The sequence below is a fragment of the Paraburkholderia sp. BGA-UO-ETr-F12 genome (genome assembly GCF_059567945.1).
Genome location: NZ_JCAQOZ010000024.1, coordinates 291,787 through 312,354, shown reverse-complemented (window position 1 = coordinate 312,354; position 20,568 = coordinate 291,787). Strand labels below are relative to the sequence as shown.

The 20,568-nt window shown below is 59.2% G+C and carries 25 protein-coding genes and 3 pseudogenes; 13 read left to right on the top strand and 15 right to left on the bottom strand.

Annotated elements, in window-relative coordinates; genetic code table 11:
- Positions 1-190 precede the first annotated feature (190 nt).
- A complete protein-coding gene (locus AC57B6_RS10705) occupies positions 191-463 on the bottom strand; it encodes a hypothetical protein (RefSeq protein ID WP_496421274.1) in 273 nt (90 codons plus the stop codon).
- On the opposite strand from AC57B6_RS10705, the gene AC57B6_RS10700 reads away from it, so the two are divergent.
- Both AC57B6_RS10700 and AC57B6_RS10695 read left to right on the top strand, forming a co-directional pair.
- The gene (locus AC57B6_RS10700) at positions 453-617 is read left to right on the top strand and encodes a hypothetical protein (protein ID WP_496421273.1); all 165 of its coding nucleotides are present in this window, start codon (positions 453-455) and stop codon (positions 615-617) included. The two genes, AC57B6_RS10705 and AC57B6_RS10700, sit on opposite strands and share 11 nt — an antisense overlap.
- A complete protein-coding gene (locus tag AC57B6_RS10695; RefSeq protein WP_496421272.1) occupies positions 614-928 on the top strand; it encodes a CreA family protein in 315 nt (104 codons plus the stop codon). Before AC57B6_RS10700 ends, AC57B6_RS10695 begins: the two co-directional genes overlap by 4 nt.
- A gap of 36 nt (positions 929-964) precedes the next feature.
- Here AC57B6_RS10695 and AC57B6_RS10690 read toward each other — a convergent pair whose 3' ends face one another.
- Positions 965-1,456 carry a hypothetical protein gene (locus tag AC57B6_RS10690; RefSeq protein ID WP_496421271.1) on the bottom strand — a complete coding sequence of 164 codons (492 nt, stop codon included), beginning with the start codon at positions 1,454-1,456 and terminating at the stop codon, positions 965-967.
- Between the two features lie 663 nt (positions 1,457-2,119).
- On the opposite strand from AC57B6_RS10690, the gene AC57B6_RS10685 reads away from it, so the two are divergent.
- The 3 genes from AC57B6_RS10685 (at position 2,120) to AC57B6_RS10675 (ending at position 4,418) form a co-directional block, all read left to right on the top strand.
- On the top strand, positions 2,120-2,377 hold the full coding sequence (locus tag AC57B6_RS10685) for a hypothetical protein (protein WP_496421270.1): 258 nt from the start codon (positions 2,120-2,122) through the stop codon (positions 2,375-2,377).
- Between the two features lie 18 nt (positions 2,378-2,395).
- The gene (locus AC57B6_RS10680; protein WP_496421269.1) at positions 2,396-3,265 is read left to right on the top strand and encodes an ADP-polyphosphate phosphotransferase; all 870 of its coding nucleotides are present in this window, start codon (positions 2,396-2,398) and stop codon (positions 3,263-3,265) included.
- Between the two features lie 142 nt (positions 3,266-3,407).
- Positions 3,408-4,418, top strand: a complete 1,011-nt coding sequence (locus tag AC57B6_RS10675; protein WP_496421268.1) for a patatin-like phospholipase family protein — start codon at positions 3,408-3,410, stop codon at positions 4,416-4,418.
- A gap of 149 nt (positions 4,419-4,567) precedes the next feature.
- Here AC57B6_RS10675 and AC57B6_RS10670 read toward each other — a convergent pair whose 3' ends face one another.
- Positions 4,568-6,316 (bottom strand): SulP family inorganic anion transporter, encoded by a 1,749-nt coding sequence (locus AC57B6_RS10670; protein ID WP_496421305.1) that lies wholly within the window; start codon positions 6,314-6,316, stop codon positions 4,568-4,570.
- Positions 6,317-6,707: 391 nt separating this feature from the next.
- On the opposite strand from AC57B6_RS10670, the gene arsD reads away from it, so the two are divergent.
- Positions 6,708-7,073 carry an arsenite efflux transporter metallochaperone ArsD gene (gene arsD, locus AC57B6_RS10665; protein WP_496421267.1) on the top strand — a complete coding sequence of 122 codons (366 nt, stop codon included), beginning with the start codon at positions 6,708-6,710 and terminating at the stop codon, positions 7,071-7,073.
- Between the two features lie 13 nt (positions 7,074-7,086).
- Positions 7,087-8,840: pseudogene (arsA, locus tag AC57B6_RS10660) on the top strand (arsenical pump-driving ATPase).
- Between the two features lie 45 nt (positions 8,841-8,885).
- Here the strand turns inward: arsA and AC57B6_RS10655 are convergent.
- Positions 8,886-9,746: an MBL fold metallo-hydrolase gene (locus AC57B6_RS10655; RefSeq protein WP_496421266.1), complete on the bottom strand. Its 861-nt coding sequence runs from the start codon at positions 9,744-9,746 to the stop codon at positions 8,886-8,888.
- An 86-nt stretch (positions 9,747-9,832) separates the two neighbouring features.
- Here AC57B6_RS10655 and AC57B6_RS10650 point away from each other — a divergent pair, with 86 nt between their 5' ends.
- The 4 genes and pseudogenes from AC57B6_RS10650 to AC57B6_RS10635 form a co-directional block, all read left to right on the top strand.
- On the top strand, positions 9,833-10,150 hold the full coding sequence (locus tag AC57B6_RS10650) for a metalloregulator ArsR/SmtB family transcription factor (protein ID WP_496421265.1): 318 nt from the start codon (positions 9,833-9,835) through the stop codon (positions 10,148-10,150).
- Positions 10,151-10,165: 15 nt separating this feature from the next.
- On the top strand, positions 10,166-10,600 hold the full coding sequence (locus AC57B6_RS10645) for a YeeE/YedE family protein (protein ID WP_496421264.1): 435 nt from the start codon (positions 10,166-10,168) through the stop codon (positions 10,598-10,600).
- A gap of 1 nt (position 10,601) precedes the next feature.
- Entirely contained in the window at positions 10,602-11,033 is a 432-nt protein-coding gene (locus tag AC57B6_RS10640) for a DUF6691 family protein (protein WP_496421263.1), read from the top strand.
- A gap of 64 nt (positions 11,034-11,097) precedes the next feature.
- Positions 11,098-11,466 (top strand): annotated as a pseudogene (locus tag AC57B6_RS10635) (TSUP family transporter); the annotation flags it as partial.
- Here AC57B6_RS10635 and tnpB read toward each other — a convergent pair.
- Positions 11,447-11,578 (bottom strand): IS66 family insertion sequence element accessory protein TnpB, encoded by a 132-nt coding sequence (gene tnpB, locus AC57B6_RS10630; protein WP_496421304.1) that lies wholly within the window; start codon positions 11,576-11,578, stop codon positions 11,447-11,449. The pseudogene AC57B6_RS10635 and the gene tnpB sit on opposite strands and share 20 nt — an antisense overlap.
- A gap of 35 nt (positions 11,579-11,613) precedes the next feature.
- Positions 11,614-11,895: a hypothetical protein gene (locus AC57B6_RS10625; protein WP_496421262.1), complete on the bottom strand. Its 282-nt coding sequence runs from the start codon at positions 11,893-11,895 to the stop codon at positions 11,614-11,616.
- 71 nt (positions 11,896-11,966) lie between these two features.
- Between AC57B6_RS10625 and AC57B6_RS10620 the strand changes: the two genes are divergently transcribed.
- Entirely contained in the window at positions 11,967-12,443 is a 477-nt protein-coding gene (locus AC57B6_RS10620) for a sensor histidine kinase (protein ID WP_496421261.1), read from the top strand.
- A 240-nt stretch (positions 12,444-12,683) separates the two neighbouring features.
- Here the strand turns inward: AC57B6_RS10620 and arsB are convergent, their stop codons facing one another.
- The 5 genes and pseudogenes from arsB to AC57B6_RS10595 all read right to left on the bottom strand — a co-directional run.
- The gene (gene arsB / locus AC57B6_RS10615; RefSeq protein ID WP_496421260.1) at positions 12,684-13,754 is read right to left on the bottom strand and encodes an ACR3 family arsenite efflux transporter; all 1,071 of its coding nucleotides are present in this window, start codon (positions 13,752-13,754) and stop codon (positions 12,684-12,686) included.
- 75 nt (positions 13,755-13,829) lie between these two features.
- Positions 13,830-14,324, bottom strand: a complete 495-nt coding sequence (locus AC57B6_RS10610; RefSeq protein WP_496421259.1) for an arsenate reductase ArsC — start codon at positions 14,322-14,324, stop codon at positions 13,830-13,832.
- An 11-nt stretch (positions 14,325-14,335) separates the two neighbouring features.
- Positions 14,336-14,830: an arsenate reductase ArsC gene (locus AC57B6_RS10605; RefSeq protein ID WP_496421258.1), complete on the bottom strand. Its 495-nt coding sequence runs from the start codon at positions 14,828-14,830 to the stop codon at positions 14,336-14,338.
- 9 nt (positions 14,831-14,839) lie between these two features.
- Positions 14,840-15,322 (bottom strand): ArsI/CadI family heavy metal resistance metalloenzyme, encoded by a 483-nt coding sequence (locus tag AC57B6_RS10600; protein WP_496421257.1) that lies wholly within the window; start codon positions 15,320-15,322, stop codon positions 14,840-14,842.
- 116 nt (positions 15,323-15,438) lie between these two features.
- Positions 15,439-15,591: pseudogene (locus AC57B6_RS10595) on the bottom strand (Tn3 family transposase); the annotation flags it as partial.
- Between the two features lie 476 nt (positions 15,592-16,067).
- Between AC57B6_RS10595 and AC57B6_RS10590 the strand changes: the two are divergent.
- A complete protein-coding gene (locus AC57B6_RS10590; RefSeq protein ID WP_244142796.1) occupies positions 16,068-16,844 on the top strand; it encodes a helix-turn-helix domain-containing protein in 777 nt (258 codons plus the stop codon).
- Between the two features lie 155 nt (positions 16,845-16,999).
- On the opposite strand, the gene AC57B6_RS10585 is transcribed toward AC57B6_RS10590, so the two are convergent.
- The 4 genes from AC57B6_RS10585 to AC57B6_RS10570 form a co-directional block, all read right to left on the bottom strand.
- Positions 17,000-17,416, bottom strand: a complete 417-nt coding sequence (locus AC57B6_RS10585) for a PAS domain S-box protein (protein ID WP_035479273.1) — start codon at positions 17,414-17,416, stop codon at positions 17,000-17,002.
- Positions 17,417-17,484: 68 nt separating this feature from the next.
- On the bottom strand, positions 17,485-18,639 hold the full coding sequence (locus AC57B6_RS10580; RefSeq protein ID WP_035479272.1) for a cytochrome P450: 1,155 nt from the start codon (positions 18,637-18,639) through the stop codon (positions 17,485-17,487).
- Positions 18,640-18,850: 211 nt separating this feature from the next.
- A complete protein-coding gene (locus AC57B6_RS10575) occupies positions 18,851-19,261 on the bottom strand; it encodes a hypothetical protein (RefSeq protein WP_035479281.1) in 411 nt (136 codons plus the stop codon).
- 59 nt (positions 19,262-19,320) lie between these two features.
- Entirely contained in the window at positions 19,321-20,556 is a 1,236-nt protein-coding gene (locus AC57B6_RS10570; protein WP_051224019.1) for an MFS transporter, read from the bottom strand.
- Positions 20,557-20,568 lie beyond the last annotated feature (12 nt).

Sequence of the window (20,568 nt, the reverse complement as noted above, 5' to 3'; positions counted from 1 at the left end):
CTTGCTGCCGCCTGAAGCGGAACCCATGCTCATTCAGAAGGTCTGCCCAGTCGAGCTTCATGAAGATGAATACCAATCCCAACAACACCAGTTGGGAACCGATGAACAGGTAGTTCGATGGAAGCTGAACGGCAGATTCAACCGGTCGATGCGACACCTCTCCAGTTCCATATTGGAACAGAGAGCCGCATCACAGGCTGTCCTTACGCGAAATCGATGTATTTGTTGCAATAGCATCCGGCAAGCCTGTTCCTGAAAAAAATCGATAGGCCAAGTCCACGGAAAGGACGTGCTTCACGGATCGCTTACCATTTTCAGAATGACGCCAGACGAACACGCAGGCGTTGACCTGTGTCAAGCAGCTGACTTCCAGGTGAAATAGCCTGAACTCAGCGATCCGTTGTTGCAGCGTTGCGCGGCCGAAGATCTGACTGTCGGATACCCGGAGGTGGATGATGATCAAGCTGATTCCAGGGCGGTGGAGCATCCTGGGTGCACTGCTGATATTTTCGTCTTCCGTTGTCGTGGCCAAGGAGCTGGCGACGATCGAAACGCATACCCAGCGATATGGTTCTCACATCGCCATTTCGGCTTACGACGATCCTCTCGTGGCGTGACCTGCTATGTGTCAGAGTCGCATTCCGACGGCGCACTGGGAAGTGGACGCATCACCCATGGGACGGACCTGACGGCTTCCTGCCATCAGACAGGCAACATCCGCATTGCCGGAACTGTTCCCAGGCAGGCGCAGGTATTCACGGCCGAGTCAGATCCAACTTTCGACTCGCTCCATATAATCCGGGTACTGGACACTGAACGTCACTCGCTTGTCTACTTCACGTACAACGAAGACGAGGTTGCGGGTGACTTGCCGGGTCGCATCTATGTGATACGGTTGCCAGCAGGTCCCAGGCTGCCCGCCAGATAGGTAAGTGCTTGCGCCGACTTCGCCGGAACGCTGGAATCAGAACTGCTGATTCACGTCGAAGCTGACCTTCACCGGTTTTGACTCATTTTTCCGTGTGACAGCGAGGCTTACGTGATACACCCCTCGCCAGCGCATGTCGAAGAAGTTTCCGTAGGTGACTGTGTCGCCGATCACCATGGGCCGGAGCTGCTTTGTGACGGGTCGTGAATGGGCGTTGCCTTTTGGCCCCTTGGGTCCCTTGACCGTAGCGAGCACGGTCGCATCCTTGATGCGTTCGTCGGTGTTGCTACGGAAGAGTGCAACCACCAGGTGATAACTGGACGATCCTGGCGTGGCCTCCGCGCCTTTTTGGGAGGCATCGGCGCCTCGCTCGACCATTTGCGCTTTCGTAGCAGGCATCACGCCGTAGTGGACCTTCAAGCCGTTTTCCGTGATGCTTTGCGTCGGCTCATCCGCATATGCCGCAGCAGTTGTTGCAGCGAGCAGGCTGATCACGCTTGCCATAATCAATGTAACGCCTCGATGCATTGCACACCTCCACAAACTTGTCGCGCCTGATTGCTGCCGACCGGGATCAACCTCACCAACCAGGATGTCTGGCTCAGCGAACCAGGCTTCGGTTTTCCGTCGCTCGTAAGAGACTTCGCTTGTGGTTGACCGGTTTGGGCCGCTCGCGAAAGTCGTTGCTCGCTGGTATTCCTGCATGGTCTTCCCCGCTTGCGTGCGCGCCCTTGATCAAGGTCAACCCTTCGCTGTGCGCGTCGCCATGAATCCGATCACGCAAATTCACACCGGAGAGATAACGACGAGTGCAGATCTGGAAGACCGGAAACAGTCCTTCAAATGGAAGGGCCGCCGAACAGGTTGATATAGATCAATCCCCTGGCCCGCGGTCACGACTACCGTAATGATCAGTTGCTGCGGGTCCGGACTGCATCGCCGTCGACGGATCCGCCGCCCCGCCAGATCTGGCATGCGAAATGCCGGTGCGAAATTGGCTCCTGCCGCGCGAACGTAACTGCCATGAACTCCACTCCGTTCGGCGTACGGGGACGCGCCCCACGGGTAAAGGCGGGGACCGCGTATGCTCTCATAGTCTTTGCGATCGGATTCGCTCTCGGAGCAATACGCGTTCTGGTGCTTGTACCACATCTCGGCGCGACGACCTCCGTGGTACTGGAAACGCCAATCATGCTTGCATTCAGCTGGAAGGTTTCGCGATGGAGTACGCGGCGGTTCAATCTGCAACCCGATAGGCGCAGTCGCCTCCTGATGGGGATCGCGGCCTTCACCGTTCTGATGGTCGCAGAACCTGGTGTCGCTGTGTTCGCGTTGGGTGAATCTCCGGCACTTTATGTTTCAGGAATCTGGTCGATCGCTGGGGGGATCGGCTTTGCGGCGCAGATCTGCTTCGCCGGATTCCCCTGGCTACAAGTCCAACGACATTGAGCAGTTACGAGGATCAACATGGAAATCAACTCGCGAGATTTTCGTGTCCCGGAAGACGGAAGGGTCAAGCTCGACAAGTGGCCGACGAAAGTGGAGCCCGTGTACAAGTCACGGGAACACTACCAGCAATTGCTCGGTGAGCACGTCGCCCGCCTGAGTTCCCTGCAGCAGTTGCTCTATGCCTTCAACCGCTATGCTGTTCTGCTTATCTTCCAGGCAATGGACGCGGCCGGTAAGGATGGCGCCATCAAGCATGTCATGTCCGGCGTGAACCCGCAGGGTTGTCAGGTTTTCAGCTTCAAACATCCCAGCCCCATTGAGCTGCAGCACGACTTTCTTTGGCGCACCACACGCGATCTGCCAGAGCGCGGACGAATCGGCATCTTCAACCGGTCATACTACGAGGAGGTCCTGATTGCCCGCGTCCATCCCGAGATTCTCCGTAACGAAAGCCTGCCGGATGCACTGCTCGGCGAGAAGACAGTGTGGCATGACCGCTATCGTTCGATCGTGGATCTGGAGTTACACCTCTGCAGAAACGGCACGCGGATCGTCAAGCTCTACCTTCACATCTCGAAGGAAGAGCAGCGCAAACGCTTCCTGCAGCGCATAGACGACCCTGAGAAGAACTGGAAATTCAGTGTTGCCGATGTCGAGGAACGGCAGTACTGGAACCAGTACATGAAGGCCTATGAGGAATGCTTCAATGCAACCAGCACCCAGCATGCTCCCTGGTACATCGTGCCGGCCGACGACAAGGAGAACGCGAGGCTGATCGTGTCGAGGATCGTACTCGAGACGCTTGACGAACTTGAAATGACCTATCCGAAGGCAAACGCTGAACGCAGAAAGGAATTGCAGTCAATTCGTGCGCGGCTCGAGAAATGAGGAATGGGAATTGAGCGACGTCAGGACTACAAGCGGGGCCCGCTCCGGGAGTGCGGTAAGTGATTGCCCATCCACCCATGGAAGTGTGTCATGCTCAACCCTCCCGACTTTAATCGACGCTCGATGACCTTGCGGTGTCGCCATGTCTAGCACGCTTACGGCAATCGTCTTGCAGGGCGGCGGCGCACTGGGAGCATACGAATTCGGCGCGATCAAAGCCATCTTCCAGCGCCAGAACTTCCGCTCGCATGTGATAACCGGCGTATCGATCGGCGCTCTGGCCGCGGCTGTCCTCGCCGGAGCAAAGGGCGATCCTCTTGAGAGCCTGGAGGACATGTGGGACAGATTTTCCGTCTCCGCTCTTCCGTCGATGCCCGGTCTGGACGCATGGTTGGCGATGTTCGGCGCGCACGGAATGATCCGCGTGGCCCCGACTTTTCTTCTGGCGCCGTTGATCGCTACCAGTATTATGGACATGGCACCGCTAAGAGAATGGCTGACGGAGTCGGTAGATTTCGACAAGCTGAACGCAAGTGCGACGCGAGTGATCATCACCGCGGTGAATGCTGCCACGGGCGCCTATGAGGAATTTGATAACAGGGACGGCTTGACTGTCGACCATGTCATCGCGAGCTCGAGTTTGCCACCGGCATTTCCGATGACTTTCATCGACGACAGGCCGTATTGGGATGGTGGCCTTGTCTCCAACACTCCGTTGCGGTGCGCCATCAACGCGCTGGAGCAGATCGACGCCGACGATCCCGACGTAAGACGCGAACTGATCGCGATGGATGCAAGTCATATCTCGCCGTCGACACCTCAGACGATGTCGGACGTAGTGGGCCGTCTGTTGCAGATCTATTTCTTTGGAAAGCTGCGGCTCGATCTCAAGCTTTTCGAACAGTTCAACGGCTATCTCGATCTGATTGAACATCTCGATCAGGAACTGCCACCAGCGAGCCAGTTGCGTCAACACCCGGCCTACAGACGCTTGATGGCGCACCGGAAAATCGACCGCTTCGTGCTGATATCCGGCGACGGGCAGGAATCGATTGGTGCGGCAACTGACTTTTCCCGTTCCTCTACGCGACGCCGGATCGAGCGCGGCTACCGGGATGCAATGCGCACCTTGCGTTCCGGCGAAACTGCATAAGTGTCCCCACGCGCACGAGGATGCGACATACACATTTGAGAGAACCGGCAAGTTCGCCAGCACGAGTTGCCGCAGCGACGAATCGTCAGATATGGCCTGTTGTGATGCCGTTCTTTGCAGACCGGGCGGGTGGCGAACGAGCCGGCCAATTACTCGCCCGGCCAGTCAATGCGATGCTGTGCGGTATAACTGCGAACGGCATCCGCCACAGTCTCGAAGAAATGTGTATCGTCAAATATTTCGAAGAGCCCATAGGCTCGCAGCCGGTCCTTCACCGGGCCTTTCATCTCTGCAAAATACAGTGCGATGCCCGCAGTTTCCAGCTCGTGATCAAGCCTGGAGAGCATGTCAGCAGCGGTAACGTCAATATCGGTGATCGGCTCCGAGGCAACGACCAGCCATTCAGGTGGCTGCGCCGCTTGTGCGATACCCCGTCGCACGTGCTGGCTAAAAATCTCCGCATTCGCGAAAAAGAGTGGCGCATCCCAGCGAATCAGCAGAAGGCCGGGGACCTGTTTTGCGTCAGGGTGCCGTACAACATCGTGATAACCAGGCCTCCCCTCGATCTTGCCCAGAATGGCGTCGTAAGGGTGCCACGCGCGCCAGACAAATGACAGCAGCGACAGGCCAATAGCAATGAAGATGCCCTGTACGACACCGACCATGAGAACGCCGGCGAAGCAAACCATAGACAGCGCGAACTCGCTGCGGCGCATTCGATAAAGACGTGTCACGTTTCCGAGATCGAAGAGCGAGAGTGCGGCAGAAACAATGACCGCGGCGAGAGCGGCGTTCGGCACGTGCGTTAGCAACGCAGGAGCCACGATCAGCAGAAAGGCGATACAGAGCGCGGACACAACGCAGGTCAACTGTGTCTTTGCGCCGGCTGCCTCGGCGACTGGCGTTCGTGACGCACTACTGCAGACTGGGACACCCTGCAGCAGACCAGCCGCGATATTGGCGACGCCAAGCGCCACGAGCTCCTGGTTCCGGTCGACCGTGTAGGCGCCACGCAGGGCAAACGCGCGCGACAACACGCTCATATCGGCGAACGAAACGAGAGCGATCGCGATCGCGGCACCACTCAACTCCCGTACGTCATGCAGCGACACGGCGGGAAGACGAACCGCCGCCAAACCTTCAGGTAGCCGGCCTACGACAGCGATACCGACACGGGCTCCCGGTTCCAGGAGCCAGACCGCCACGGTTGCCGTGGCCACGGCAATCAGGGTGCCGGGAAGCGCAGCCGCATACCGTTTGAGCAACGCAATTGCCCCCAGGCACGAAACGCCAATGGAGCAGGCAACCCAGTTTATCTGCCCGGCGACGACACCCTGGAAGACCCTTGTTACCTCGTCGAGGAACGTGCCGCCCGGAACCGCGAAACCGAGCAATCTCGGAAACTGGCTCACGAACAGCGTGAGCGCAATCCCGTTGAGATAGCCATACTGGATCGGCTTCGACAGAAGATCAGTGATAAAGCTCAGCCTGAGCAGTCCGATCAACGCACAGCAGATTCCAGACAGGATCGCCAGCGTACCAGCAAGCGCGAGTGCCGATTCTGGCCGGCCGCCGGCGAGAGGAACAACGGCAGCCGCAATCAGCGCTGTCAGCGCGGAGTCGGGGCCGAGAACGAGGATCCGGCTGGGACCGAAAATCGCGTAGGCGAGCAGAGCGGCGATGCTTGCATACAGGCCGCCGACGCCGGGCAGCCCGGCGGCTTGCGCAAAGCTCAGACCGGTTGGTACGAGTACGGCAGTCAATACGATGCCTGCGAACACGTCCTTTGCGAACCAGTCACGCTCATAAGTTCGCAACGTAGCGACAGCCGGTATCCAGCGCCATATGCCCGGGGAAGCCGGAGCCGGGTCACGCGGCGAAAGCGGAAGACGCTTCATGTTCGGATCTGTAGATCGGGCTTCAGGGCCGGCGTTCGATTGGCACAAGCGCATGCCGGCATAACCCGGCTTTCGCAGCAACCACCCCACTTGTGTGTGTCTGGATTAGGACATCGCGGGGGCGGCCTCCGTTTGACGTGAGCTACAAGGGCGCCTCTACGCTCGATCTATCTGGCACGTTAGTAGATAGTGACAGGTTTCCCCCTTCATACGTGGAATTCGTTGTTTGAACGGGGCTGGTGCGCTCATTGCGAGTGGAGGTCGCGGAAACTCCGCTTCGTCGCCTCCACCTTGACCGATGTCAACGACTGGCTCCACTGCAGTGCCACCATGAGCTGTAAAACGCGGCCGCAGCTTTGCCGCACGAACGGGTCTACCCGCAGGAGCGAAGATGAGCAAGCTTGAAGTGTTTGAACCGGCGATGTGTTGCCCGACCGGCTTGTGCGGGGTCGACGTCGATCCGGTACTGGTTCAGTTCAACGCCGACCTTCAATGGCTGGCGCACCACAGTGTCGAAGTTGTCAGGCACGGCCTCGGACACGATGCGGCGGCGTTTGCTGCCAATCCGGAAGTGGTCCGGGAAATGCAGGCCAGTATGGACCGTCTGCCCATCGCGATGGTGGATGGCAAGATCATCTCGATCGGTGCCTATCCATCGCGTGCCCAATTGATTCAGAAAATGGGCCTGAAGATTTCCGCCGCCGAAAAGCCGCACATCAGAGCGGGGGCCTGTGGCTGCAAGCCCGGCGAATGTTGAGGGACACACTGACATGACGCTACCTGTCGCTAAGACTCGCCATCTCTTCTTTACCGGGAAAGGCGGTGTTGGTAAGACATCACTTGCCTGTGCAACGGCCCTGCGATTGGCCGAGGACGGAAAGAGCGTGCTGCTGGTCAGCACCGACCCGGCATCCAATCTCGACGAGGTTCTCGAGACCCCGCTCTCCGGGCAGCCAACGCCCGTCAGTCAGGTCCCCAACCTCCATGCGCTGAACATCGACCCGGAGCGTGCTGCAAGCGCGTACCGCGAGCGCATGGTCGCCCCCTATCGAGGCGTACTCCCCGATGCCGCCATCCGCAGCATGGAAGAACAGTTTTCGGGCGGCTGCACCGTTGAGATTGCCGCGTTCGATGCGTTTGCCAACCTGCTCGCAGGCAGCGTCATCACGAAAGCCTATGACCACGTCATCTTCGACACGGCGCCTACTGGGCATACATTGCGTCTGCTGACGCTGCCGTCGGCGTGGAGCAATTTCCTGTCGACGAACACGACAGGAAATTCATGCCTTGGACCGCTTGCAGGTCTCGAGCCCAACAAGCAACTGTACGCAGCGGCAGTTGCCGAACTGACTGACCGCGACCACACCACGGTGGTCCTTGTCGCCCGTCCAGATACGTCTGCATTCCGCGAAGCCGAGCGCACCCGTATCGAACTGGCGGACCTCGGCGTCAGGAACCTGGTACTCGCTGTCAACGGTGTGTTCAAAGCGACTTCACCTGACGACGTCATCTCCCGCGCGATGGAAGCGCAGCAGGCTGCCGCCATCGAGGCCATGCCGCGGGGGCTCGCAGCACTGGAACGAAGTCAGACAGGCTTCATTCCGATGGGACTGGTTGGCCTGCGCGCGCTAAAGGCCTATTTGCACCCGGAGCAGATTGCCGCCTCGCAGACGGTTGCCAGCTTAAGCGTGGAGTTGCCCGGCGGCCTTCTGCCACTCATCGACGACCTCGAGAAGGCCAGACATGGCCTGATCATGACGATGGGCAAGGGCGGCGTCGGCAAGACGACGGTGGCAGCTGCGATAGCGCTTGAACTCGCCCAGCGCGGCCATAACGTCCTGCTTTCAACGACAGACCCCGCTGCTCATGTGGCATGGACACTGCAGGAGTCGCTGCCTGGCTTGAGCGTGGATCACATCGACGCAGCGCTAGAAGTCGACCGTTACCGCGATGAGGTTCTCGCCAGGGCCGGCGCTTACCTCGATGCGCAGGCGAAGGCAATGCTCAAGGAAGACCTGCGCTCGCCATGCACTGAGGAGATCGCGGTGTTTCGTGCCTTCGCTCGCACGGTGGACGAGGCTCGGGACTCTTTCGTGATACTGGACACGGCCCCGACCGGACACACCATTCTGCTGATGGACTCAGCGGAGGCCTACCATCGCGAAGTCATGCGTACACAGGGTGATATGCCGGAAGCCGTCCGCCAGCTTCTGCCGCGGCTGCGTGACCCTGAGTTCACGCACGTGCTGATCGGACGCTCGCAGAAGCGACGCCGGTGCATGAAGCGGAGCGCCTGCAAGCCGACCTCCGCCGGGCGCAGATTGAGCCGTATGCGTGGGTCATCGACCAAAGCCTGCTTGCAAGCGGAACCCACGACCCGGCACTCGCTGAGCGAGGGCGTTATGAAGCGCCGTTCATCGAGCGAGTGATCAAGCAGGACGCAAAGCGGTCGGTGTTGCTGCCGTGGCAGGCCACCCCACCCGTTGGCCTTCACGGGCTCGAAGAGTTGTCACGCGGACATTGACGGGTTTGCAAGCCCGGCCCGACCGTTACTGCGCAGTATTGGATGCTACAACGCATTCAGCGGAATCTTCAGATAGCTGATGCCATTTTCCTCGGCGGGTGGAAATTCGCCGGCCCGTATGTTGACCTGTACAGATGGCACGATAAGGACGGGCATTGCTAGCGTTGCGTCGCGTGCCTCGCGCATGCTGACGAACTGTTCTTCCGTTACGCCGTCGTGCACATGGATGTTATGCGCACGCTGCGCGAGCACCGTGGTTTCCCACTTGGGTTTCCGGCCCTCGGGGGGATAGTCGTGACACATGAAGAGCCGGGTGGTGCCCTGCAGGTCCAGCAGCTTTCGAATCGACCTGTATAGCCTGTGCGCATCGCCGCCGGGAAAGTCACAGCGTGCGGTACCGACATCCGGCATGAACAGCGTGTCTCCTACGAACACCGCGTCTCCAATCTGGTAGGCCGTGTCGGCAGGGGTATGGCCGGGAACATACAGCGCCTTTGCTGTCAGGCCACCTATGGAAAACTCCTCGTCTTCGCGGAAAAGATGGTCGAACTGGGAGCCGTCAAGCCGGAATTCGGGCTCCAGATTGAAGAGCTTCTTGAAGACGCCCTGAACGGTGCGAATGTGCTCTCCAATCGCAATCCTGCCGCCAAGCTCGCCGCGCAAATAATGCGCTGCGGACAGGTGGTCCGCATGCGCGTGCGTTTCCAGAATCCACTGCACCCGCAGGCCGCGCTGGCGAACGAACTCGATGACCTTGTCGGCATTCGTCGTTGAAGTGCGTCCCGCCTTGGAGTCGTAGTCAAGGACCGGGTCAATGACTGCGCATTCCTGATGCCCGGACTGGAACACCACGTAAGTGACCGTGCCGGTGACCGGGTCGAAGAACGGTTGAACGATGGGCTGCATCCTGACCTCCTCAGATGTTACTCATTCTATTCACAAATACTCTATAGTTCAATATAATGTTTATGTGTAAATTATAGAATGGTGAGATGAGGAAGAAGTCCGTCCCAATCGACCTTTCGGTGATGCAGGCCTCGGCAGAGAAAGCCTGTGCGCTGCTGAAGGTGCTGGCCAATCCCGACAGGTTGCTGCTGATGTGCCAGTTGTCCCAGGACGAGTTGTGCGTGAGCGACCTAGAAGAACAGTTGGGGATACGTCAGCCCACACTCTCCCAACAGCTCGGCGTACTTCGCGATAACGAGCTCGTTGCGACACGGCGAGAAGGGAAAAGTATCTTTTATTCCATCGCAAGCAAGGAAGCGATTGCGGTCATGACCGTGCTGTATGACCAGTTTTGCGCCCAATGAAGATGAGGAGAGGCCATGTCGATTGATATTGCGAGTTTCACGCCGGGCCTGTCACTGACTGGCGGCCTGGTGATTGGCGCCGCGGCTGCCGTGCTTGTTTTCTTCAACGGACGTATCGCTGGCATTAGCGGCATTCTCGGTGGCCTGCTGGGCACGCCACAGAAAGATGCGGGATGGCGTGTCGCTTTTCTTGCAGGACTAGTCGGGGCACCTGTGCTGGCAGGCTTGCTGGGTAAGCCGATAGCGCCCGATATCCAGTCCGGATGGAGTGAAATACTCATAGCAGGCTTTCTGGTGGGCATCGGCACGCGTTACGCGAGCGGTTGCACAAGCGGCCATGGTGTCTGTGGCATCTCGCGTGGCTCCATCCGTTCGCTTGTCGCGACGGCAACATTCATGGCAAGCGGTTTTCTGACCGTGTTCGTGTCCAGACATCTGCTGGGAGGCTGAGATGGGTTTGCTCGCCGCTTTAATTTCCGGGCTTCTGTTTGGCGTCGGCCTGATGATGTCCGGCATGGCCAATCCAGCAAAGGTGCTGGGATTTCTCGATATTGCAGGACGATGGGACCCGTCACTTGCATTCGTCATGGCCGGGGCGATAGTCATCGGTTCTGTCGCGTTCCTGTTTGCAAAACGCCGCAAAAAATCCCTGCTAGGTCTGCCCATGCAGATTCCGGCCAGCACCGACGTGACGTTGAGACTTGTACTGGGAAGCGCGGTGTTCGGCGTCGGCTGGGGGCTTTCAGGATTTTGCCCGGGGCCCGCGCTGGTCGCAATGGGCGCTGGCTTTCCGAAGGCGTGGGGTTTTGTGGCCGCGATGCTCGGCGGCATGATGGTGTTCGAGTTCCTCGAGCGCGCGAACCTGGGTCGGCAGCATGCCTGACCCGCTGCGCACTGGTTGGTGGGCCGTCCGCGCAAATCCGGCGGTTTTTTTATAGAGCAGACGAATGGAGAGCATGACTACAGTCAGTATGTTCCTGGGAGGTGTTGTCGGTCTGATTCTGGCGCTTACGGGTGCTGGGGGCGCTATCGTGACAGTAACCTTGCTGCTCTTTGTTCTTCACCTGGATGTGGCCGAGGCTGCGCCGCTAGCCTTACTTGCGGTCGGCCTGTCAGCCGGAATGGGAGCAATCATCGGGCTGCGTGCAGGTGCCGTCCGTTATCGGGCTGCGGGGTTTATTGCCCTAACCGGCATCGTGAGTTCGCCGATAGGACTGTGGCTCGCACACCGGTTGCCGAACGGCCCCCTGGCTCTTCTGTTTGCGGCGGTGCTCGCCTTCGTGGCGATTCGCATGTTCATGCAGGCGCGGGGGTCGGACGCAAAGGCATCTGGTCACGCCGGCGGTTGGCGAACACGTAAAGAGCCCGGGCCATCGGGTTCAGGGACATCGCCTGCTCGACGAGAATCGACAGCCCATTGATCCCCATCCGGAAGTCCACGGGCTCGCGATGCAGATACACCTTCAGGCTTTCGTCGAACCGGAACACGGCATCCTCCCGAGCATCTGGATGATCGTCGTCAGTTCGTCGAGACTTGCATCGACGAAGTCGAATTCCACTCCGTTCGGTAGCCGTACGTGTATCGAAAGCGCCATCGCCGATACCGGGGACGAACCTGGCCGATCCACCAGCGATACTGTTGATGGCGCAGAAACAACCGGCACAAACGCCGGTGTTATGCCCGCAGTCATGGGACTCATGGACGTCGGTGCGGGAACCTCGATGGGAACATCATCGATGACCATCGGGTCCTCGCCTCCTGACGTCGGCAAACTTTGACGCTGCTGATAGCGTGTGAACGAGGCTCATCGATCAGATGCTCGATATGGCGCGCGCGGCCGCGCTCGACATCCCGGTCGATGCGCGGGCGAATCTGGGGCAAATTGCATGCGACGTCGTCGCTGCCGTGGCGCCGCTCGTTTACACACGCGATCGAACGATCATCTACGACGATCGGGGCGCGGCGACGGTACATGGACGGGCGGACGCGATCGGCCGGGCGCTGCGCAATGTCGTCGACAACGCGATCGCACATACCCCGCCAGGCAGTGCCGTGACCGTGACAAGCGGTCCGGGGCCGATCATGTCGGTCCGGGACCACGGCCCCGGCATCCCCGCCTCGCAACGCGACGACGTGTTCGACCGGTTCTATCGCATCCGGGCCGACGCCCCCGGTGGTGCTGGGATGGGATTGGCTATTGCGCTCGCGATCATGCAGGCGCATGGCGGAACGATCCGAATTCTGGATGCGAAAGGCGGTGGCGCGCTGGTCGAGCTTCGCTTCGGCGAGTAGCGCGACCAGGATCCGGGGTTTGCGCCCGCCTGCCGAAGCACCCAAGTTGACGCTCCGATTAGCGATCCTACTTCAGGATCCTGAAGTACGACTTAAGTTGTTTTGACTGGGCCATTGCAGGCGGTTTGTCTGGAATGCTTCAGATTTCAGATTTCCCTCAGTTATTTGCAGTAGATTAGACGACTTTAGGTCATTTTTCGGACAACTTTGTGTCGTTTGACATCTGGTTCCCGTGCTTGCTCAAGCCCGCTCGTACCAACCCTTGGACTGGTTGACGATGCGCACCACCAGCAACATCACCGGCACTTCGATCAGTACACCCACGACCGTCGCCAGCGCTGCGCCGGAGTTGAAGCCGAACAGGCTGATCGCGGCCGCGACCGCCAGCTCGAAAAAGTTGGACGCACCGATGAGCGCCGACGGGCAGGCGATATTGTGCTTTTCGCCGACGGCGCGGTTGAGCCAGTAAGCGAGGGCGGAGTTGAAGAACACCTGGATCAGGATCGGCACGGCGAGCAAACCGATCACAAGCGGCTGCTTCAGGATGGCTTCGCCCTGGAACGCGAACAGCAGTACCAGTGTTGCCAGCAGCGCGGTAATTGACCAGGGGCCAATCTTTGCCATGGCCGCATCGAACGCTGCCTGTCCCTTGGCTAGCAGCGCCTTTCGCAAGATCTGCGCGAGAATCACCGGGATGACGATGTAGAGCACCACGGACGTGAGCAGCGTCGCCCACGGCACGGTAATGGCGGAAATGCCCAGCAACAGGCCCACCAGCGGCGCGAAGGCGATCACCATGATGCTGTCGTTCAACGCGACTTGTGACAACGTGAACAGCGGATCGCCGCCAGTCAGCCGGCTCCAGACGAACACCATCGCCGTGCACGGTGCGGCGGCCAGCAGGATCAGGCCGGCAATGTAGCTGTCCAGTTGGTCCGCGGGCAGCATCGGCGCAAAGAGGTGCTTGATGAACAGCCAGCCGAGAAACGCCATCGAAAACGGCTTGGACAGCCAGTTCACGACAAGCGTGACGCCGATGCCCTTGATGTGCTGACGGACTTCATGCAGCGCGCCGAAGTCGACCTTGACGAGCATCGGGATAATCATCACCCAGATCAGCAGCCCCACCGGGAGATTGACCTGTGCGTACTCCATCCGGCCGATGCGCTGGAACACCTCGGGCAAAGCCTGGCCGAGGGCGATGCCGACGACGATGCACAGCGCCACCCAAACGGTCAGATAGCGTTCGAAGAAGTTGATGGCGGGCTTTGCGGCGGCTTTTCCCGGAGGGACTACATTTGATGTGTTCATTCGACTGCTCGATATGAAGGGGGTTTGATTGACGGACAGGCGGCCTGTCGGCCCGGCTTGCTGCAGCGAAGATAATCAGGAGCGCGAGATAAGAGTCAGGACATCCTGAAGGTCAGCGTTATCAAGCCGGTCGAGCGGCTGCATCAGCAACTGCAGCATGCGATAGCCGATCGCCTGGCGCGTGAGCTCGAATGCCATGCGTTTGCCTTCGTCACCACCCGGCGCGTTCGAAGGATCGGCGTAGCCCCAATGCACCTTCACAGGACTGCCTGGCCAGTACGGGCACGTCTCCGAGGCCGCACTGTCGCACACCGTAATGACGACGCGCATCTGCGGTGCGCCGTCACCCGCGAATTCATCCCAGCTTTTGCTGCGGTAGCCGCTCACGTCAACGCCGGCGCGGCTCAGCGCTTCCAGCGCGAATGGATTGAGCCGGCCGCTCGGTGCGCTGCCGGCACTGTGGGCTCGCACGTCCTTACCGAGCTTCGCGGCCCAGTGATTGAGCATTCCTTCGGCCAATACGCTGCGCGCCGAGTTGTGGGTGCAGAGAATCAATACGTTCGTCGTCATAGGTGGAAGCCTCAGCGTTGTCCGATGTCGCGCACGGTTTGCTGGAGCGCGATGTTGTCGAGTTTTGCGATCGGTACCGACAGCAGCAGGTCGATGCGGCGCTTCAGCGTCAGTGCAACCTCGTGCATCGCCTGCTGCTTGCGTTCGTCGGAACCTTCCACATCGGCCGGGTCGGGTACACCCCAATGCGCGGTCATGGGCTGGCCGGGCCATACAGGGCAGACTTCGCCCGCAGCCTTGTCGCATACGGTAAAGACGAAATCCAGCGCAGGCGCCCCCGGCTGTGCGAACTCGTCCCAGCTCTTGCTCCGGTACCCATCCGTTGGCAGATGCCAGCGCGCGAGTTCACGCAATGCGAACGGATTCACCTCGCCCCGTGGATGGCTGCCTGCCGAAAAGGCGGCGAAGCGCCCATCCCCAAGATGGGTCAACAGCGCTTCGGCCAGGATCGATCGAGCCGAATTGCCGGTGCACACGAACAGCACGTTATAACGCTTGTCGGTCATGGTCGGATCTCAGCAGCAGGAAGAAGATTTCACCGGCACGCCGACCGGCTTGCCGCGAACTGGCGAGCAGCAAGTAGAAGCGTCGGCACCCGGTCCACCCGCCGGCGCAGCATGGGACTCGCCGAAAGTCGGAATGTCGGCAAGTGTCTGGTACGTCTCCCACGCGACGCCCTGGGGATCGACCGTCCAGTATTTGTCGGAACGCGCATAGCAGCAGGCCGTCCCGATCTGCGCATCGACCGGCAGGGCCGCGTCCTGAAGGCGCGCGTGCATTTGCGCAAGCTCGGCCTCGTTCTCGACCTGCACGCCGAAATGATCGAGCCCCAGCGCCGCACCGCGTTGCGAGATGGCGAAATTGACGCGTGGATCGTCGAGCATCCATTTCGCGTAATCGGCCTTCTCGACCGTGGGCTGATTCGCAAAGAGCGCCGAATAAAACCGGATGCTGGCCGCCAGATCTTCGACGGAGAGATGGATGTGCAGACGTTTCACGACTCGTTCTCCAGTTGGGTCTTGCAAGAACCGGCGCAGACGGGCGTGCAGGGATTTCCGCCGCAGCAGTTCTCGGTCAGAAAGGGGTCGTCTCAGAAAACGGAAAATAAAGCACGTTAAGCTGGTTGCAGCGGCCGTAGCGACCTGAACTTGCCCGCGCCGATCTTGGCGTTGCTGCGCCAGAGGTAATCGCCAGTCAGGTTGATGTGCTCCCAACCCAGCGGCGACAGATACTGCAATAGAGAATCATCAACGGGCTTGCCGTGGCCNTAAGGACGCGACCGTCCCGCGCTGACTGACCACGTTGACCTGTCTGCATGCCGACGCGCAAGCGGACGCGATAGCTCAGGGACGCATTCACGGCCCGAGTTCCTTATTCCATCAAAGCATAGAGATCCGTCGCTTCATAACTTTCAGGCTTATGATAGCAATTTGACCGGATCTTGGTCAGATCCCTATCAGCTCATTGCGTTCGAGAAGCTGACGTCGGGGTGTAGGAGGTACCTCAATCTCACAGATCAGGGATATATGATCCTAAGAGCGGCGGCCCGGCAGAGCTGAATCTACCTCCGCCGTGGTCGTCATGCATTCAACTGAACTACAAGCGGCGGGCCGAGGTTCCTTCGCATGAGGTTTTCGTGAATCGAAAGTTGCATCGTTATTAAAAGCTATCCGCAGAGAGTGTTCCTATGCCCGTCTCCGGTCAAATGCAATTTTGCCGTCGCAATCTGGCGAGGGATGTGTGATGTTGGAACTCGACGAACACGATGCCAGGACGAATATATGGCGGGCCCGTGAGAATTCCGGCACATTCACCGAGGAGAGCCTGCGACGCACCGAAACATCTCCGTGTTCAGGGTGCGCACTGCATCATCTTTGCATACCGGCTGGTATCGACCGGGCCGATGTTGACAAGCTCGGCGCTGCGATCCGGGGCGTCCGCTCAGTCAGGCGTGGCCAGCCTTTGTATCGTATGGGCGACACATTCAGGAGCCTCTATTCCGTTCGCGCGGGCTCGTTCAAGTCTATGGTCATGCACCGCGATGGACGGGAGCACGTCACCGCATTCCACCTCGTCGGCGAGACGCTCGGTGTCGACGGAATATGCACGAACCGACATGCATGTGACGTAATCGCGCTCGAAGACAGTCTTGCCTGCATCATGCCTTTCGACTTGATCGAGCTCCTGTGCAGGGAAGTCTCATCCGTACAACGCCATGTACATAAAATCATGAGTGCGGAGATCGTTCGGGAGTCGGGCCTGTTGATGTTGCTTGCCTCGATGAATGCCGATGAGCGCCTCGCGGCATTTCTGCTGAACATCTCCGCGCGGCTGCAGCGGGTTGGCTATTCACCCGCGGAGTTCCATCTCCGTATGACGCGCGAGGAAATGGGCAACTACCTGGGTCTGCAACTTGAGACGGTTAGCCGCGCTCTCTCGAAGTTCCAGAAGGCTGGATTCATCGAGGTGAAGGGCAAGCAGATACACATTGTCGACCGCGGCGGACTCGAACGCATCTGAACCTGTCAGAAGGACATCCGCGGTAACGTGGCATGTGACTGTGGCCGCCCCATCGGCAATTGTTGCAATCTCTCGACGATGCCCACACACAATCAGTTGCCGCTTGAGACATCTACCTCATTCGAAGCGACTGACGCGGATGACGTCATGCAGCACTATCTCTCGCCACCGTGGCGAGCGGCGGATTTTTCCTCCTCGACACGCGCGGTGAAGTCCCGGGCTATTGCGACCGAGCCAAGCACCTCACCCTCGTGATTCTTCACCATCGCGAACGTCATTTCGACGTAAAGCTTCTGACCTGTCTTGCTGATCGCACGAGTCAACGTCGCGCGGCCATGCAGTCTTGTACGACCACTTGTCATCGACGCTTCGAAGCCGCGCCAGTGTGCGGCTCGCAGATGTTCCGGGATGATCAGATCGAGGTTCTGACCTAGCGCCTCAGCGGCACTGTAGCCGAACAGCGCTGCTGCAGTGTGGTTCCAGCGCGCGATGGCACCGGAACGGTCGGCATAGATGACGGCGTCAGCCGTCTGTTCGATTATCCATTCAGCGAGCGCGGACGTTTCTTCCATGATGTCACTCCTGGGCGCTTCAAGGGCGGTGGAACTTTGAGCGGGGACCTGGTCGAGCAATAGGGCATTCACTCGATGCGCAATGGCAACGCAGAAAAGCCAGCCGCTGGATACACGGCGTTCCTGGGGAGGTTTCCCGGGACGAGCGCAATCCAGGCAGTTCGCGCGAGCAGTTCTTCCATGCCAATACGCAGTTCGAGCCGGGCGAGCGGCGCACCCGGACACTCATGAATGCCGGAGCCGTATAGCAGGTTGCTGGCCGGATCGCGGTCGAGCCGGAATTCATCAGGGTCTCCGAAAACCGTCTCGTCCCGGTTCGCGGATGCCCAGATGAGCGTGATACGCTGGCCGGCGGGTACCTCGCGACCGCCGATTCCCGCCGGCCTGGTACTGATGCGGCGGTTGGCGATGAGCGGTGCGCGGATCCGGAGTATTTCGTCGATGGCCTTTGGCAACAATGACGGCTGCGCCCGCAACCGTTGCTGGACATCAGGATGCTCGGCGAGGTAATGAGCGAGAATTCCCACGCACGCCGCAATCGTGCCGAGTTCGCCGACGGTCCAGTTGCGCAGGATGCTGACAATTTCCTCGTCGTGCAGCAGGCGGTCCCCGATCCGCTCACGCAACAGGCTGGTCGTGATGTCGTCTGGTGCGTCCACGCCCGATTCCCGTCGTTGCACCAGCAAACCCTTGATGTAGGTATCAAATTCGACGGCCACCCGGTCGAGAGCCCTTCTGTTGCCCGTCAGTGTAGCTTCCCGGTTTTTGCGGATCCAGCGAAGAAGCGGCGTGCGTAATTCCTCTGGCCAGCCCAGAAATGCGCACTGGATGTTCATCGCAAAGTCCTGCGCGAACCGGGCGATAAATTCGACTTCGTCGCCTCTCGAAAGTCCATTTACCAGACTGGCAGCTATCTCCCGGCACACCGGTTCAAAGACCGCCATCCGCTGCGGGCTGAAATAAGGCTCGATAATGCTTCTGTACTGGCTGTGCTCGGGAGGATCAATGCCATTGGGCACAGAGAGATAGCTCGAGACTGCATTACTGAAAGTTTCAGGATCGTTGAGCACGCGCATGACATCGTCATGGCGGAACAGGGACAGGTTCAGGTAGTCACTATGCGCAACGGGACAGCGGTGTCGCATATCATCATACGCCGCACTCTGATCGTGCATGACATCCTCGGACCTCGGATCCCAATCGTTGGGTGGCTTTTCGTCCATGCTCGTTTCTTCCCTGCTCGTTTCTTCCCTGCTCCCGGCATCAGACGCGGGCAGCTTTGTGGCTTCCCGGGGCGTGGCTTGAACCCGGTCAGCTGCGGGGTGTCCCTCGATTCCGCAACCGCGCAGCTGAACCAATCGTTTCGTGGTGCTCTGAACCGCTTAATGTGAGACACGTCATTGGCGAGGCCCTCACAGTCAATGAGAAATCTGTTCAGGACGGCCCAAATAGCACGGGCTGACCGTGCGAATCAAATGGAATGAACATACCGATGGACCCAGCCTTGATCGATTCCACCATCGAGTTCAACGGCGCCTCGGCGTCTTCAGTCCGGGGCACACACCCGTTTTTTCCCGACAGCGCTGCGACGAAGACGATTTCCCATTCCTGAAGAACCTGTCGCGATTCTTCGAGCAGATCGCTAAACGTGCCGATTTCTTCGGGCGTTTTGTCCACGCACATCAGAGGCGTCAACGCGCCACCCTGACCTGCGTGAAAGCGGGCCTGCTGTTCGGGTGTGCAGTCGTCGGGCAACTCAACCGTGGTAAAGACGAATAACAATCGCTGAGGTTCGGGTTGTTGCCGCGCGACGCGAATCAGCTCATCAAAACTTGAAATACCCATCATCAATCATCCATGTGATGCCGTGTCGGTAGGACACAGTACGTCGGTTGTTCATCCAGTCACTGCGGAGCTGTTCCGTCGATGCGGACCTGTCGCACGCTGGATTGATACAGCAGAATCAGCGACACCCAGACGATGCCATACAGAAACATGAAGCAACTCGAGCGAACGCCAAGCCAGTCGAGAACCACACCGAAAAAGATCGGTAGCAGGAAGCCACCCAGTCCGCCAGCCAGTCCAACGATGCCGGTGACGACGCCCATCTGCTCCGGAAAATCGTCGGCAACGTACTTGAACGTCGACGCCATACCGAACGCGAACACCACGCCAAGAATGAACAGAAGTCCGATGAAAACCGGGACGCCCAGATGGATGTGAAAGCTGCGCGGGCCGTTGACCGTGCTCACCAGGAAAGAGGTGTCCGGGTACGACAACAGGAATAAACATATCCACGCGACCCACAATCCCCACCACGTTACCTTATGCGCACCGAAGCGGTCGGACAGGGTGCCACCCAGCGCGCGCAATACCGATCCGGGCAGCGAAAAGCCGGCGGCTAACGCCGCGGCAGTGACGACCGAAAAGCCGAATTCGCCCTTCAGATATTGTGGAATCCACAGTGATAACGCGGTGAACCCGCCGAAGCAGATCGAATAGTACTGGCAGTACTTCCATATCTTGGGGTTCTTCAGAACCTGGAACTGCCTGTACCATGGCCCCGCCGATTTACCTGCGCCCGGGTCGGTCGCGGAGCCCAGCCAGAATATCAGCGCAGTGACGAGGAGCGCCAGCGCATAGATCTTCGGGACGGCCCGCCAGCCCCATGCTGCCTCCAACGAAGGCGTGACGAAAAGATTCACCGCGGCGCCGACGGTGCCGGCCCCAAAGAAACCCATCGCAAAACCACGTTTTTCGGGCGGAAAGAACCGCGCGACATACGGTGTTCCCACCGCGAACGATGCGCCGACGGCGCCGAGGCACAGGCCAATCGCAAGAAATTGCCAGAACGCCGTCGCGTATGCGATCAGAAAGACCGGGATGGCACAGAGGACGAGCAGTAGCGTCATCACGACGCGACCGCCAAAGCGGTCCGTCCAGACGCCCAACGGCACGCGCAGGAGCGCGCCAGTCAGAACCGGCGTGGCCGTCAGCATGCCGAATTCGGTACTGTTCAGTCCAAGTTCGGTTCGAAGCCCGATGCCGAGTACGCCGAACATCATCCAGACGACAAAGCAGACCAGAAATGCCAAAGTCGTGACACATAGAACCAATATGGGACTTCTTTGTGAACTCATAACGGCTCCATG